Annotated in this window: 16 protein-coding genes and 2 tRNA genes; 8 read left to right on the top strand and 10 right to left on the bottom strand. The window is 61.6% G+C overall.

What is annotated here, in order from left to right:
• Positions 1-134: 134 nt before the first annotated feature.
• The 4 genes from BM438_RS24185 to BM438_RS24170 all read left to right on the top strand — a co-directional run bounded on the left by BM438_RS24185 (position 135) and on the right by BM438_RS24170 (position 2,413).
• Positions 135-1,073 carry a Rossmann-like and DUF2520 domain-containing protein gene (locus tag BM438_RS24185; RefSeq protein ID WP_093638993.1) on the top strand — a complete coding sequence of 313 codons (939 nt, stop codon included), beginning with the start codon at positions 135-137 and terminating at the stop codon, positions 1,071-1,073.
• Positions 1,074-1,150: 77 nt separating this feature from the next.
• Positions 1,151-1,471 (top strand): EthD family reductase, encoded by a 321-nt coding sequence (locus BM438_RS24180; protein ID WP_093638990.1) that lies wholly within the window; start codon positions 1,151-1,153, stop codon positions 1,469-1,471.
• Between the two features lie 218 nt (positions 1,472-1,689).
• A complete protein-coding gene (locus BM438_RS24175; protein ID WP_093638987.1) occupies positions 1,690-2,253 on the top strand; it encodes a YggT family protein in 564 nt (187 codons plus the stop codon).
• 86 nt (positions 2,254-2,339) lie between these two features.
• Positions 2,340-2,413: transfer RNA gene (locus BM438_RS24170), tRNA-Gly, on the top strand.
• 173 nt (positions 2,414-2,586) lie between these two features.
• On the opposite strand, the gene BM438_RS24165 is transcribed toward BM438_RS24170, so the two are convergent.
• Positions 2,587-3,066 (bottom strand): hypothetical protein, encoded by a 480-nt coding sequence (locus tag BM438_RS24165; RefSeq protein WP_093638984.1) that lies wholly within the window; start codon positions 3,064-3,066, stop codon positions 2,587-2,589.
• Positions 3,067-3,069: 3 nt separating this feature from the next.
• Positions 3,070-3,453 (bottom strand): aggregation-promoting factor C-terminal-like domain-containing protein, encoded by a 384-nt coding sequence (locus BM438_RS24160; RefSeq protein ID WP_093638981.1) that lies wholly within the window; start codon positions 3,451-3,453, stop codon positions 3,070-3,072.
• A 398-nt stretch (positions 3,454-3,851) separates the two neighbouring features.
• On the opposite strand from BM438_RS24160, the gene trmB reads away from it, so the two are divergent.
• Positions 3,852-4,652 (top strand): tRNA (guanosine(46)-N7)-methyltransferase TrmB, encoded by an 801-nt coding sequence (gene trmB / locus BM438_RS24155; protein WP_093638978.1) that lies wholly within the window; start codon positions 3,852-3,854, stop codon positions 4,650-4,652.
• Between the two features lie 85 nt (positions 4,653-4,737).
• Here trmB and BM438_RS24150 read toward each other — a convergent pair whose 3' ends face one another.
• From BM438_RS24150 to BM438_RS24140, 3 genes are all read right to left on the bottom strand, one after another.
• Positions 4,738-5,574: an undecaprenyl-diphosphate phosphatase gene (locus BM438_RS24150; RefSeq protein ID WP_093638975.1), complete on the bottom strand. Its 837-nt coding sequence runs from the start codon at positions 5,572-5,574 to the stop codon at positions 4,738-4,740.
• Positions 5,575-5,653: 79 nt separating this feature from the next.
• Entirely contained in the window at positions 5,654-6,247 is a 594-nt protein-coding gene (locus BM438_RS24145; RefSeq protein WP_054037362.1) for a DUF1439 domain-containing protein, read from the bottom strand.
• A gap of 87 nt (positions 6,248-6,334) precedes the next feature.
• The gene (locus BM438_RS24140; RefSeq protein WP_093639279.1) at positions 6,335-6,664 is read right to left on the bottom strand and encodes a YkgJ family cysteine cluster protein; all 330 of its coding nucleotides are present in this window, start codon (positions 6,662-6,664) and stop codon (positions 6,335-6,337) included.
• Positions 6,665-6,896: 232 nt separating this feature from the next.
• Between BM438_RS24140 and hemN the strand changes: the two genes are divergently transcribed.
• A complete protein-coding gene (gene hemN, locus BM438_RS24135) occupies positions 6,897-8,282 on the top strand; it encodes an oxygen-independent coproporphyrinogen III oxidase (RefSeq protein WP_093638972.1) in 1,386 nt (461 codons plus the stop codon).
• 108 nt (positions 8,283-8,390) lie between these two features.
• Positions 8,391-8,475: transfer RNA gene (locus BM438_RS24130), tRNA-Leu, on the top strand.
• Positions 8,476-8,572: 97 nt separating this feature from the next.
• On the opposite strand, the gene BM438_RS24125 is transcribed toward BM438_RS24130, so the two are convergent.
• Positions 8,573-8,797 carry a DUF6900 domain-containing protein gene (locus tag BM438_RS24125; RefSeq protein ID WP_093638969.1) on the bottom strand — a complete coding sequence of 75 codons (225 nt, stop codon included), beginning with the start codon at positions 8,795-8,797 and terminating at the stop codon, positions 8,573-8,575.
• 141 nt (positions 8,798-8,938) lie between these two features.
• Positions 8,939-10,324, bottom strand: coding sequence for an amino acid permease (locus BM438_RS24120; RefSeq protein WP_093638965.1), 1,386 nt, complete (start codon positions 10,322-10,324; stop codon positions 8,939-8,941).
• A 214-nt stretch (positions 10,325-10,538) separates the two neighbouring features.
• On the opposite strand from BM438_RS24120, the gene BM438_RS24115 reads away from it, so the two are divergent.
• The gene (locus tag BM438_RS24115; RefSeq protein ID WP_093638962.1) at positions 10,539-11,492 is read left to right on the top strand and encodes an alpha/beta fold hydrolase; all 954 of its coding nucleotides are present in this window, start codon (positions 10,539-10,541) and stop codon (positions 11,490-11,492) included.
• 32 nt (positions 11,493-11,524) lie between these two features.
• On the opposite strand, the gene BM438_RS24110 is transcribed toward BM438_RS24115, so the two are convergent.
• Genes BM438_RS24110 through gsiD form a run of 3 tightly spaced genes read right to left on the bottom strand, consistent with a single transcriptional unit; the run spans position 11,525 to position 14,414 of the window.
• The gene (locus tag BM438_RS24110; RefSeq protein ID WP_093638959.1) at positions 11,525-12,358 is read right to left on the bottom strand and encodes a M55 family metallopeptidase; all 834 of its coding nucleotides are present in this window, start codon (positions 12,356-12,358) and stop codon (positions 11,525-11,527) included.
• Between the two features lie 8 nt (positions 12,359-12,366).
• Complete coding sequence (locus tag BM438_RS24105; protein ID WP_093638956.1) at positions 12,367-13,512, bottom strand: DmpA family aminopeptidase; 1,146 nt, start codon at positions 13,510-13,512, stop codon at positions 12,367-12,369.
• Positions 13,509-14,414 carry a glutathione ABC transporter permease GsiD gene (gsiD, locus tag BM438_RS24100; protein ID WP_054037373.1) on the bottom strand — a complete coding sequence of 302 codons (906 nt, stop codon included), beginning with the start codon at positions 14,412-14,414 and terminating at the stop codon, positions 13,509-13,511. Before gsiD ends, BM438_RS24105 begins: the two co-directional genes overlap by 4 nt.
• Between the last annotated feature and the right edge of the window lie 2 nt (positions 14,415-14,416).

Below are 14,416 nucleotides of genomic sequence, written 5' to 3'. Positions count from 1 at the left end.
CGGATGACCGACCAGACGCGCCATATCGCGCGCGGACTGATCAGAGGAATACCCACACCGGGACACACTACTGCCGAACGGATGGGCGATACTGCTGCATTCCCGTTCAAGTATCCCGCCTGGAGCACGCAACCATGTCCCAGCCCCCTCTGCCGCGCCTCGGCTTCATCGGTGCGGGTCGGCTCGCGCGCTGTCTCGCGCTGAGCTTTTCACGCGCCGGCTATCCTGTCACGGCGGTGGCGAGCCGCTCGGCGGCCTCGGCCGGCCGGCTCGCCAGTCAAATCGAACATTGCGCCGCATTCGACGATCCACAACAGGTTGTCGACGCAGCCGATATCGTCTTTTTAGCCGTTCCCGATGACAGCATCGGTACGACAGCGCACACACTGCGATTCACGGCAGACGCGGCGAGCGGCCCATGCGGCAAAGCGCTCGTGCATTGCAGCGGCGCCTCGCCGGTGGAGTTGCTGGCCCCGGCGCGCGACCAGGGTGCCTCGATCGGCGGCTTTCACCCACTGTACCTCTTTAGCGGCGATCTCGCCGATCTGGAGCGGATCGCCGGCTGTTCGGTGACGATCGAGGCTGACGGCGCGCTCATGGAGGCGCTGACGGCGCTGGCCGTCGCCCTGCGCTGCCATCCGCTGTCGATCCCTGCGGGCGGCCGCATGCTGTACCACGCCGCTGCGCATTACGCCGCCAGCTTCGCGCTCTGCAGCCTCGCGGAATGCGTGGCGCTGTGGCGCACGCTGGGCTTTGCCGAAGACGACGCGTTGCGCGCGCTGCTGCCCATGCTCTCCGGCACCATCGAAACCGCTCGCGACAAGGGCCTGCCCAACGCGCTCGCCGGCCCTGTGTCGCGCGGTGATACGGGCGTGGTGGAAAAGCAGTTGGCGTTGCTGGAAGGCCTTGGCGGCGATCATGCCGCGCTGTACGGTTTGCTGACGCGGCGCGCGGTCGGACTGGCCGAACGCCGCGTCAAACCGCCCGCCGCGATCGAGACGATTGCCGAGGCGGTGGAAGAATCGCTTAACCGGTCGCTGAATCAGGCCGCAGCAGGTGCAAGCGTCAAGTAAGCCGTGATAATGTGACGTCCGGCGCCGCGCGCAATCCGCCAGCGCCGCGCTTCGGGACCAACAGACGAGAACGCACAATGATCAAGGTCAGCATCCTTTATCCGTATCGGGAAAACGGCCACTTCGACGTGGACTATTACTGCGTCACGCACATGCCGCTCGCGGCCAGGCTGTTCGGGCCGTCGCTCAAAGGCTGGTCGGTCGACGTCGGCATCAATGCAGGGCCGCCGGGAACGCCACCGCCGTATGTCGCCGCGGGCCACTTCCTGTTCGATAGCACGGACGACTTCTATAAAGTCTTCAAGTCGGCCTCGGAGCAGCTGGTTGCCGACATTCCGAATTACACCGACGGCGGCAACGGCACGATTCTGATCAGCGAAATCAAGATTTCTGTGTGATGTCTCATGGCGGGTGTGGCCTGACGGTATGCAATTCTCCGATCGGCCTGACTCGAGCATCTGGAAATTGAAGCACTGCGTCCCCATTTGTGACGCGTAACGCGCCCTCCCCTGGGAACGGCGCAGGCAATCCAAATGAACCCGCCGGCGCACCGATCGGTCAGCGCCGGCACCCTGCGGCCGATCGACGGCCGCCTTCCGAAGGATAAGGACACGAGATGTTTGGCGATATCGCCCGTTTTCTGCTCAATACCGTCTTTACGCTGTTCGGCGCCGCGCTGCTGCTGCGCGCATGGCTGCAGGTCGTGCGCATGCCGCCGTACAATCCCGTGACGAACGCCGTGCTGCAAGCCACCAACTGGATCGTGCTGCCTTTGCGGCACATTCTGCACAGCACCCGCAACATCGACTGGGCGAGTCTCGTCGCAGCGCTGATTGCGGCGATCGTTTACGTGGTGCTGATGGTGGTGCTCACGGGCGCCGATCCGCTCACGCTCGTGCCGACACTGCTGATCGTTGCCGTGCTGACCGTGATCAAGTGGGCGCTGAACCTGATCATCTGGATGACGATCCTGATGGCGCTGCTGTCGTGGCTCAATCCGCGCTCGCCGGCCATGCCGATTCTGTACCAGCTGACCGCGCCGTTCCTGAATCCGCTGCGCCGAGTGGTGCCGCAACTCGGCGGCATCGACCTCTCGCCGATCCTGCTGTTCGTGATCGTGCAGGTGCTGCTGATGGTGGTCACACGTGCGGCCGTTCAATTGACCTACTTCGTGATCTGAACGGCGCTTCGTGCGCCTTGTGGAACAAGGGTGGCGGCAGTGCGATTTGCGCTAACCGCCCCTTCCCGAGTAGAATCGTGCGTTCTGCGGGCGTCGTATAATGGTAATACCCTAGCTTCCCAAGCTAGAGCCGTGGGTTCGATTCCCATCGCCCGCTCCAGACTCTTTTCAGCCAGCCTGGCGATTAACCAGGCGGCTTCGCGAAAAGGATCTGAATCTGCAGCACCTCGCCGCATTTCCCACCCGCTACGCCCTCTCCGTCTGTCATTTGAGAAGTCGCAAAAACGCGAGATGAGCGTGCGTGGTGTCAACGCGCCATTGCGGGGGCCGCCGCTAGTTCTTCGCAGCTTTCTCGACCGCCTTGACCAGCTTGAATTCGTCTTTGTCCAACGCGTAGTAGTACGTCCCGCCACCCGCTTCATTCCTGCTGCCGTGAACCACCAGCAGGCGGCTGTCGCGCAGGAATTCGATCGGCTCTTGCACATCCACGTCCCAGCAGCACACCGTAAACGGCAGCCACGTGACGCGGCCGGTCTTCGCGTCGATCGCCACGCTGGACACGCAGGACGCCCCGCAGCCCCAGCTTGCCAGCACGTAATGCCCGGCGAAGTTCGGCTTCTGCCGGCTGGCTTCGCGGATACGCGTCGCATATTCCTTGTCGTCCGCGGATACGAGCCGCACTTTCGCCGCTTTGCCCGCGAAGGTGTCGCTTACCGCGAAATCTTCAAAGCGCGGCACGCCGGCATCGGCGGCTTGCGCGACGCCCATCCAGCACATGGCGGACACAAAGCCCATCAATAGAAACTTTTTCATTGCTCAATACCAGTGGTGTTTTTCCCAGAACAGCCGTGCTGATGCCGCAGTGTGATATCGCCCGAGAATATAGCGAATCCCGCCCTGACATTCTTCGACCGCATTACCGAAAGATTTTTCGCCATTCGGATTCAATTCATATTGAGGCCGCAGCAACTGATAAAGCCCGCGTGCGGACGACTTCCCATTGCGCACGTCGACCACACCGCTCGACTCCTGCGCCATGAGCCACAGTAAATCGTTGAATTGAGTGAGGGCGACGCCTTCAATTGCCATTGCCTTGCGAAGTGCATTCTGGGAAGTAGTTGGAACTGCAGTTGGATCGATAGCGACCCAATCCGTTTTGGCGGCTTTTGCGTGACGATGATTGTGTGCGTGTTTGCCCATGGTGGATTTTCGTTTTGATAATCGTTGCAACGGAATGGCTTACAGTGGGATTAAATCATACGAATGGCTGTCACGGTTATGAAAACGTAATCTTGATGCCGAATTCAGGCTCCCTCCGCGTCGGCCACCGTCTGGACGCACCCTTTTCGGGTGTGCTACCTTACGCGCACTTGCAACGCCCGCTCCACCTTCCTGCTGAGCTTTCAGCGGAGTCCAGCACGAGCCGCCTCCCATGAAGGCGGCTTTTTTGTAGTGGCAGCGGCCCGGCATAGCGATTCGAGCGAACCGCGCCTGCGAACTGCGGCCCATGCCGCGGCAAGCGTAAGCACAAACGCAAAAGGCGCCTCGCAACACGCCATGCAAGCCGCCAGGCCCTCACCCTAGTAGCAGTATCGATAATGATCCACGATCCAAACGACGCCGGCCTGCCCGACGAACTCCCGCCGCCTTCAACTGAAGCAGAAGCCGAGGGCCAACCGGCCGACGCCGACGCGACTGCCGGCACCTCGCAAGATGAAGCCTTACATCGACGCCGCATCCGCAGCTTTGTCACGCGCGCTGGTCGCGTATCGACCGGCCAGCGCCGCGCAATGGACGAACTCGGTCCGCGTTTCGTCGTGCCCTTCACGCCGCAACAACCCGACTGGAACAGCGTGTTCGGCCGCGCCGCGCCGCGTGTGCTGGAAATCGGCTTCGGAATGGGCGCGACCACTGCGGAGATCGCCTCGCACCGTCCCGCCGACGACTTCCTCGGCGTCGAAGTACACGAGCCAGGCGTCGGCGCGCTGCTGAAGCTGATGGGCGAGCAGACGCTGTCGAACATCCGCATCATTCAGCACGATGCGGTCGAAGTGCTTGAGCAGATGATCGCGCCGAACAGCCTCGACGGCGTGCATATCTTCTTTCCCGATCCTTGGCACAAGGCGCGCCACCACAAGCGCCGGCTGATCCAGCCGAAGTTCGTCGCATTGCTGGTTTCGCGTCTGAAGCCGGGCGCCTATCTGCATTGCGCGACCGACTGGCAGAACTACGCCGAGCAGATGCTCGAAGTGCTGGGCGCCGATCCTGCGCTGGAAAATACCGCCGACGGCTACGCACCGCGTCCCGAGTATCGTCCCGTGACGAAGTTCGAGCGCCGTGGGCTGCGGCTCGGGCATGGCGTGTGGGATCTGGTGTTCAGGAAGCGCGCCGCGGTATAAAAACCGCACCGCAGTTGTGCCCGCCATAAGCAAAAAGGCCCGCAAACGCGGGCCTTTTCTCATGACGCGGAAAACATGCGGAGACTCAGTCCGCCCAGCTCAACGCGCCGCTGTAACCCACCAGCAGGATCAACAGTCCGAAGGCGATCCGGTACCACGCGAACACGGTGAAATCGTGCGCGGCGATGTAACGCAGCAGCCAGCGCACGCAGGCGAACGCGCTGATGAAGGCCGCCACGAAGCCGAGCACGAAACTGCCAAGCGCGTCGACGGACAGCAGATGCCAGTCTTTATAGAGCTCGTAAGCCGTCGCGCCGAAGATGATCGGAATCGCGAGGAAAAAAGAAAACTCCGTAGCAACGCGCCGATCGAGACCGAACAGCATCCCGCCGATGATCGTCGAACCCGAGCGCGACATGCCTGGGATCAACGCAAAACATTGAGCGAGGCCGACTTTCAGCGCGTCCAGCGGGCTCAGATCGTCGACGTTCTGAACACGTGCCGGCACGTCGCCTCGCGTGCGCTGACGCGCTTCCGCCCACAGAATCACCACCCCGCCCGCCACTAACGCGAACGCGACCGGCACGGGCGAAAACAGCGCCGCCTTGATCGCCTTCTCGAACAGCAGACCGAGCACAACCGCCGGAATCGTCGCGATGATCACATTCAGCGTAAAGCGCCTTGCATCGGGCCGGCTAGGCAAGCCGACCACCACGCTGCCGATGCGGCGCCGGAACTCCCAGCACACGGCCAGAATCGCGCCGAGCTGGATCACGACATCGAAGGTTTTCGCGTGTTCATCCGTGAAATTGAGCAGACTGCCCGCGACGATCAAATGGCCGGTACTCGACACCGGCAAAAATTCCGTCAGCCCTTCGACGACGCCCAGAATCAGCGCCTTGCAAGCCAATAGCCAGTCCATCCGTGACCCTCGTTGTTATAGATAGCCGAAACGAACAGGGGCGGCACGGTGTGCGCGGCCCTGCCGGCCGCGCGCAGCGTCATTTCTCGACGATTTGCACGCGTATGCCGTTTGTAAGGATGGTGATTGTACCGGGTTCGTAATTCACCCCGGCAAATTGCAGCTGTTCGGGCTTGAAGGTGTAGATCGGATAGTTGGTCAGCAACTGCGTGGCGAGCACTGCCGCGGCGGCGTTGATCTGCTGCGTGTAGGCCTGGGCCTGACCACTCACGCTGACGTTGTCGACGCTCGGCGACTTCAGCACGACCGACTTGCTGGCGGCGTCGTAGGCCAGTTCGCTCGACAGTGTGAATACGCCGTCGACCGGTTGCGGCATGAATGGGCTCGCGAGCCGGGCGTCGAGCTTCACCGAGACGCGGTTCGCGTCCGGCAGGAAGCCGACCACCGGGTTGGTCAGCGCGACGTCGAACACTTGCGAAACTGTGCGCTGATAGGGAAATTTGCGCTGCACCGCGTCCTGCACCTGCTGCTGCGAGAACGTGTAATGCGAGGGGATAAAAGGGAAAGTCGATGTCGCGCAGGCCGCCAGCGACACGGTGATGCCAAGCGCGGTGCAGCCTGTCAGCGCGGCAAGCAGGAAGCGGCGCCGGGTCGGCGCAGCGGGTCGAGTCATGCGAAATCTCCTGTGGAAGCCTTCTCGAGTATGCGATTGCGTTGGATTGTTTGTCCGGGTGGATGACGTGGCGGAATCGTTCACGCGTTATCGGCGCACCGCCGGTTGCGGTTGAGTCTGCGTTTCAAGCTGGGTGAGCCACGCAAGCGCCTCGCTGCGGCTCGTGCCGCACATCTCCGTCTGTGGTTGCAGACCGGAACAGCACGCCGGCCGCTCCGGCTGACCGAAGATCGCGCAGCGCAGATCATCGCCGAGTTGCACGCAGCGCACGCCCGCCGGTTTGCCATTCGGCATGCCGGGGATCGGGCTCGAAATCGACGGCGCGATACAGCACGCGCCACAATCGGGGCGGCACGCATGACCGGCCACATGGAACGGGGACTCGCGCTTCACAACGCTGTTCGGCACATCACTCACGACATTTTTCCTGAACTCGAAAACAGGCAATACAACATACAACGCAGCGCCAGACCCGCATTGTGCCATCGCATCTCGTGCGACCTTTTTACACAATTACGCGAAGGGTCGCTCACGTAAACTTGCTGGATACGAAAGGCCACGCTCAAGAGGCGTTTGCGCTGTTCGAACCGGTCCCGAGAATCCTCCGGCTCGTGCCTCTTCAAGGGTGGCCGTCAAACCCGAGCGCCCCATGACCACCGCCAACACGCTATTCCGCCCCGACCTGCTCACCAAATACAGCGCGAACGGTCCACGGTATACGTCCTATCCAACGGCCTTGCAGTTCCGCGACGATTTCGATCCCGCCGACTATCTGCGCGCCGCGGCGGACCCAGGCTCCTCTGCCACCGATCTCTCGCTGTACTTCCACATCCCCTTTTGCGACACCGTGTGCTTCTACTGCGGTTGCAACAAGGTCGCCACAAAGAACCGCGCGCACGCGCGTCCCTATGTCGAGCATCTGAAGCGTGAAATGGCTTTGCAGGCCACGTGTTTCGACACGCGACGCCCCGTTTCGCAATTGCACTGGGGCGGCGGCACGCCCACGTTTCTGTCGCACGATGAAATGGCGGAACTCATGGCCGCAGCGCGCGAGCACTTCACGTTGCTGCCCGATACTGAAGGCGAATATTCGATCGAAGTCGATCCGCGCGAAGCGTCGCCCGAGACCATTACACATTTGCGCACGCTCGGCTTCAACCGGCTCAGTCTCGGTGTACAGGATTTCGATCCGGTGGTGCAGCAGGCGATCAATCGCATTCAGCCGCTCGAGATGACTGCGTCGGTGATGCAAGCCGCGCGTGATACGAGCTACCACTCGATCGGAGTCGATCTGATTTACGGACTGCCGCATCAAACGGTCGATAGCTTCAGCCGCACACTCGACACGATGATCGCACTCGCACCCGATCGTCTTTCGGTGTTCGCGTATGCGCACATGCCACAGCTATTCAAGATGCAACGGCAGATGGATGAGGCCACGCTACCCTCACCTGCCGTGCGCCTTGCGATCCTGCAAAGGGTGGTCGAGCGTCTGACCGACGCGGGCTACGTCTACATCGGCATGGATCACTTCGCGCTGCCCACCGACGAACTCGCGCGCACACAAGCGCAGCGCACGTTGCATCGGAATTTCCAGGGGTACAGCACGCGAGCGGAATGCGACCTGATCGGCTTCGGCGCGTCGTCGATCGGTAAAGTCGGCGACGTGTACGCGCAGAACATCAAGGACCTGCCGGACTACGCCGCGGCAATCGATGCGGGCAAGCTCGCGATCACACGCGGCGTGCGCCTCACTGCGGACGACCGTCTGCGTCGCGATGTGATCACGCAATTGATGTGCAATCTGGAACTGCGCTTCGACGAATTCGAAGCCGCGTACGGCATCCGCTTTGCCGACACGTTCGAACCGGAACTGGAGCGCTTGCGAGGCTTCGAGCAGGACGGGCTGGTGTCGGTAAGCAACAGCAAGCTCGAAGTGCGGATGGCCGGACGCATGCTCGTGCGCAACATCGCGATGGTGTTCGACCGCTATCTCGGTCAGCAGGCGCTCGAACGATTTTCACGCACGGTTTGACGGCTGGGTATGCGAAGAAAGCGACCGGCTTGCCCGTCGTCGAATTTTCCGCCATAATCTGCGTCTTCGCCGCGAGCCATATACTCTGGCGCGTGCGCTGCAAGACCTGCCCAGGTGGTGAAATTGGTAGACGCAGGGGACTCAAAATCCCCCGCCGCAAGGCGTGCCGGTTCGATTCCGGCCCTGGGCACCAAAAGAAATTCCAGCAGTACCGTATAAAGATCAGAAAACCCCGCCCAGTCATGCTGCGCGGGGTTTTTTGTTGTCTTCTGCGAAGCGGCTAAAGCGCACTACTGAAGATGGTCAGCCGGACATTTATTCGAGCTCACTCGATGACCGACCATGAGGCCGGCATCGTAGGCCGCTTCCAGCGCTCGCGCGAGACTATCGACACGCACGATGCGTAAATCGGCGCTCGGCTTGCCGCTCAGTTCGAACGTCGCGATGCCGAGCGTTTCATGCGCGATCGACAGCAACAATTCCAGACGTGCGTCGTGTTCGATGGTGGTGTTCATATTCGGCTCCTGACGTGCGACATTGCACTTATCAGCTTAGGCAATAATTGCTTAAGCAATATGTGACGTTCGGCCGCATATTGAAGCTCTTCTCGACATTGAGCGCTCCGACGCCAATGGCGCCGGTGCCCACTCCCCGCCTTACCGCCCTGCCACCTGTGCGCCACCATGCGTCGCTGCACGCCGGCGCTTGAACATGTAGCCAAGCCACATCACGACCAGCCACGCGGGCACGAGCCATACCGAAACCGACAGGCCCGGCGTCATTGCCAGAATCACGAGGATCAGCGCCATGAAAGCGAGGCAGATCCAGTTGCTGACTGGGAACCAGAACGACTTGAACACGAGCGTCTCGCCCGCCGCCACCATCGCCTTGCGCGACTTCAGATGCGTCAGGCTGATCAGCGCCCAGTTCAGCACCAGCGCGGCCACCACCAGCGCCATCAGCAGGCCAAGCGCTTCGGCCGGAATCAGATAGTTGATGATCACGCAGGTGAACGTGGCGAGCGCCGACAAACCAATCGCCATATAGGGCACGCCGCGCCGGTCGACCTTCATCAGCGCGCGCGGTGCGTTGCCCTGTTCCGCGAGACCGTAGAGCATGCGGCTATTCGCATACACGCCGCTGTTGTAGACCGACAGCGCCGCAGTCAACACCACCACGTTGAGGATGTTCGCCGTCAACGTCGAGCCGATCTGCGAGAAGATCAACACGAACGGGCTGCCACCGGCCGCGACCTGATTCCACGGATACAACGAGAGCAGTACCGCCAGCGAGCAGATGTAGAAAATCAGAATCCGGTAGATCACCTGATTCACGGCCTTCGGAATGCTCTTTTGCGGATCGGCCGCTTCAGCAGCCGTAATGCCGATCAACTCGAGCCCGCCGAACGAAAACATGATGACCGCGAGCATCATGAACAGGCCATGAAAGCCGTGCGGGAAAAAGCCGCCGTCGGCCCAGAGATTGGTGATCGATGCTTGCGGACCACCATGGCCGCTGATCAGCAGATAGCCGCCGAACAGGATCATGCCGATCACCGCCACTACCTTGATGATCGCAAACCAGAATTCCGTTTCGCCGTACGCTTTGACGTTGGCGAGATTGATTGCGTTGATGACGGCGAAGCACACCAGCGCCGATATCCACGTAGGCACGCCCGGCCACCAGTAGTGCACGTAGGTGCCAACAGCGGTCAGCTCGGCCATGCTCACGAGCACGTACAGCACCCAGTAGTTCCAGCCGGACAGAAAGCCGGGGAAATCACCCCAATACTTGTACGCGAAGTGGCTGAACGAACCGGCAACCGGTTCCTGCGCGACCATTTCGCCGAGTTGGCGCATGATCATGAACGCGATGATGCCGCCGATCGCGTAGCCGAGAATCATCGACGGGCCGGCGGCCTTCAACACGCTGGCGGAGCCGAGAAACAGGCCGGTGCCGATCGCCCCGCCCAGCGCGATCAGCTGGATATGACGATTTTTGAGCCCGCGCTTCAGGCCGTCTTGCTGCTGTGCACTATTCAAAATTGCGCCCCAGTGTATGGATATCGATCGCCCGATCAGACTTATGGTCTGCCCCGGCAGAACCTGAAATTTTACCGCGGCCGATATTACCTAAATACTGGGAGCAACCCGCGCTTGGTTCTGCGCCGCACTTAACGGCGAGGATAGTGATTGTCACTGGCGTGGGGCTTCTGTATGTTGCCCTAGTCGAGGTTTTTGCCTTCGGAGATTCAACATGTCGCCCAAACGTTTGCTTTGCGCCGCTGCTTTGTGTCTCTGCTTCGCTGCGGCGGGTGCCCTCGCGCAAACCGCGGCGCCCACGGCAGAACCCGCCGCCGAGCCGGCCGACATGCCGGGCATGGAATCGAGCGCACCGGAAGCACCGGAGCCGCCCGCGGCGCCGGCCGCAATGCCTGCGACTCCCGCCGCCGTCCCCACGCCTGCCACTCCAAAAGCGACCGCCGCCAAACCTCCCGCAGCGCCGATAACCGGCCCCGTGCGCAACGTCGTGCTGGTTCATGGCGCGTTCGTCGACGGGTCGAGCTGGAACGGTGTCGTCGCGAAATTGCAGCAGAAGGGTTATCACGTGAGTTCGGTGCAGAACCCGCTCACGTCGCTCGCCGACGACGTCGCCGCCACCCGCCGCGTTCTCGCGCGTCAGGATGGCCCGACCATCCTCGTAGGACATTCATGGGGCGGTGTCGTGATCACCGAAGCGGGCGCGAACGCGCCGAACGTCGCCGGTCTCGTCTATGTGGCGGCGATTGCACCGGACCTGCACGAATCGACAATGGACCTGATGAAACGCGCGGCGCCGGCGCCAGCGGGTCAAGCCATCACCGCGGATTCCACAGGCTTTCTTTGGCTTGACCGCAGCAAATACCACGCCGACTTCGCCGCCGACGTGCCCGAGAATCTGACGCGCGTGCTCTCCGCCGCGCAACAGCCGATCTCTGCCAGGGCCTTCAGCGAAACGGTCAGCCAGGTGGCGTGGAGAGAAAAGCCTTCGTGGTACATCGTGACGACGAGGGATCGCGCGATATCGCCTGAAGTCGAACAGTTCATGGCCAACCGGATGGGTGCGAAGATCGTGCCGATCTCATCGAGCCATCTCGTGCCGGTGTCGCATGCGGGGGCGGTTGCCGATGTGATCGATCGGGCTGCGCGGGAGCTGAGCCGGCAACAGTAGGCTGTCGCCGGTCACGCCTTCCGTCACACGGTTCAGCGCAGCATGAACGACATCGCCGACAGGCAGTTCAGCATGCGCACCGCATGTTCGGCAGACTCCGCACTAAAACGCAACGTGACGGCGTCGACACGCGTGAGCGTCGGCCATTGGCAGAACAGATCGGCGAGCGCGGTAGTTTGCACGCGCAGCTCGCATTCGACGGGCTTCGTGGCAGCGCGCGTGGCTTGCGGCGCATGACCCTTGTCGATGTAATGCCGCACCACTTCGCGCGCGGCACTTTCGATCGCATCGCGAGCGCTTGCCGGTGTTTGCGTGACGCCGCTCGCATGCCCCGTCGCGCTCTTGGTGACAACAAAACGTGCGCCCGGAAAACGCGGCGCAGTTTCCTCGGCGAATACATCGTCGCCGGATAAAAGCGCTACCTGTGCGCCATATTCTTCTGCCAGCGCTCCATACAACCCTGCCTCGCCGACTTCGACGCCGTTTAGCGAGACACGCGCAAACGCGAAGCTGTTGATCGTGTGCGCGAGGATGCCGTGCGTTTGCGACCTCGCGTGATAGCCGATCATGAACACCAGCGCCGCGCCGTATTCAAGGCCAGCCATCATGCCAAGCGTGCGTGGTTTGCCGAGCACGATCTGGGCACGCGCATCGAGCAGATCGGGCAGCAGGTTGCGAAAGCCGCCATGCGAATCGTTGACCCACACGTGCGTTGCGCCGCCCGCGAACGCCCCTTCGATTGCGGCGTTGGCTTCGAGCGTCATCCAGCGGCGCGCGGCTTCGTATTCGCCGTTGCCCGCGCGCGTTTGTTCAGGATGGAACACGCCGGCCACGCCTTCGATGTCGACGGAAATCAGGACTTTCATCAGGAAGATTACTTGAGAAGTTGAGCGAGATCGGGTGCGGTGTCGTGCAGCGACAGGCGACGATGGCCGTCGCGACCGGTCACAGACGTGGCGCTCCATAGCGCATCGACGATCGCTTGCTCGACGCTGTCCGCGCAGGCACGGAATAGCGGATCGAGGCGTGCGTCGGCGAGTATGGGCGGTAAGGCGACGAAGTCGGATTCGTGCGGCACGGTGTAGGCGGTCGAAAACGCCAACGCGATGTCGCCGCTGCCGTGGCCGTACACCGACCCGGTTCGTGCAAGACCGGCCGCGGCGCGCAATGACAGACGTTTGAGTTCACGAGCGTCGAGCGGCGCGTCGGTGGCGACGATCATGATGATCGAGCCTTGTTCGGGTTTTGAGTGTGGCGCTGATGTCGTTGAGGCCGCTGAGTTCACCGAGGTCTCTGCGCTCTCCGATGTTGCTAAGGTCGCCGCGCCGGCGGCGACAGCTTTGGCAGCGCGTTCTGCGAGCACACGACCGAGCGGCGTGCCGTCGATCGTCAGCATCGGCAGGCGACCAAAGTTCGCCAGCACCAGCGCGCCGACCGTATAAGTCTGCCCTGCTACCTCAACAACACGCGACGCATTGCCGATACCACCCTTCAGATCGAAGCAAGACATACCGCGGCCTGCGCCAACCGAACCGCTCGCAACGTCGACGCTTGCCGCCTCATACGCGTCGCTGTAATGCCGTTCGCTTACCGCTAAAGCCTGAATATCGTTCAGGTATCCATCATTACATTCGAACGCCAGCGGATTGACCGTCGACCATTCGCGTCCGATTTTAGGATTGCCTTGAATAGCCGCACGAATCTGAGCTTGTGCGACAGCAGCGACGCCAAAGGTATTGGTCAGCGCAATGGGCGTCTCCAGCAGGCCGAGCTCCTCAACCTGCACGAGCCCAATGCTCTTTCCAAATCCGTTGATCACAGAAGCCGCAGCAGGCACCTTGCTCACAAAAGGATCGCCACGATGCGGGCGAATCACGGTCACGCCGGTTTGCACAACGCCTTCATCCAGCGTGCAATGTCCGACCGTCACGCCTTCTACGTCGGCAATCGTGCCACGTGGGCCGCTTGGTAACACGCCGATATGCGGTGCGTTCTCATCGGCAGTTTCGGTAAAACTCATGGCCGGTCAAGCTTCGGATCGAGCGCATCGCGCAAACCGTCGCCGAGCAGATTGAATGCGAGCACGGTGAGGAAAATCGCCAGACTCGGAAACAGCGCGATATGCGGCGCGGTGACCATATCCGCGCGCGCTTCGTTGAGCATCGCGCCCCACTCCGGCATCGGCGGCTGCGCGCCGAGTCCGAGAAACGACAGGCTCGCCGCCGTGATAATCGACGTACCGATCCGCATCGTGAAGTACACCACGATCGACGAAATCGTCCCCGGCAGAATATGCCGCACGATGATGGTCCAATCCGATGCGCCGATGCTGCGCGCCGCTTCGATATAGGTCAGTTGCTTAAGCATCAGCGTATTGCCGCGCACGAGCCGCGCAAACGCCGGGATGCTGAAAATCGCCACCGCGCAGATCACATTGATCATGCCGTTGCCGAGAATCGCGACCACACCGATCGCCAGCAGAATGCCGGGGAAGGCAAACAGCACATCGGCAACACGCATCGTGATGCGGTCCCACCAGCCTTCGTAGTAACCGGCCAGCAAACCGAAGAACGTACCGATCACCGCACCGATCGCCACCGACAGGAAACCGGCCTCGAGCGAAATACGCGAACCCGCCAGAATGCGACTGAAAATATCGCGGCCCAGCGAATCGACACCGAACCAGTGCGCGGCCGATGGCCCCGCGTTCAACGCGTCGTAGTCGAAGAAATTTTCCGGATCGTACGGCACGATATGCGGCGCGAGAATCGCAACCGCAACCAGCAGCAGCACGAAAATACCGGCGCCCAGCGCCACATGCTGCTTGCGGAATTTGCGCCAGAATTCACTCCACGGTGTGCGGATCGCGTTTTCTACGAGAGCGGCCTTGGCCGCATTCGCCTCGGTGGCTGAGATGCTCATGC

This window comes from Paraburkholderia aspalathi (assembly GCF_900116445.1).
In the GTDB taxonomy this organism is placed as follows: Bacteria; Pseudomonadota; Gammaproteobacteria; order Burkholderiales; family Burkholderiaceae; genus Paraburkholderia; species Paraburkholderia aspalathi.
This window is presented reverse-complemented; position numbering and strand designations above follow the sequence as displayed.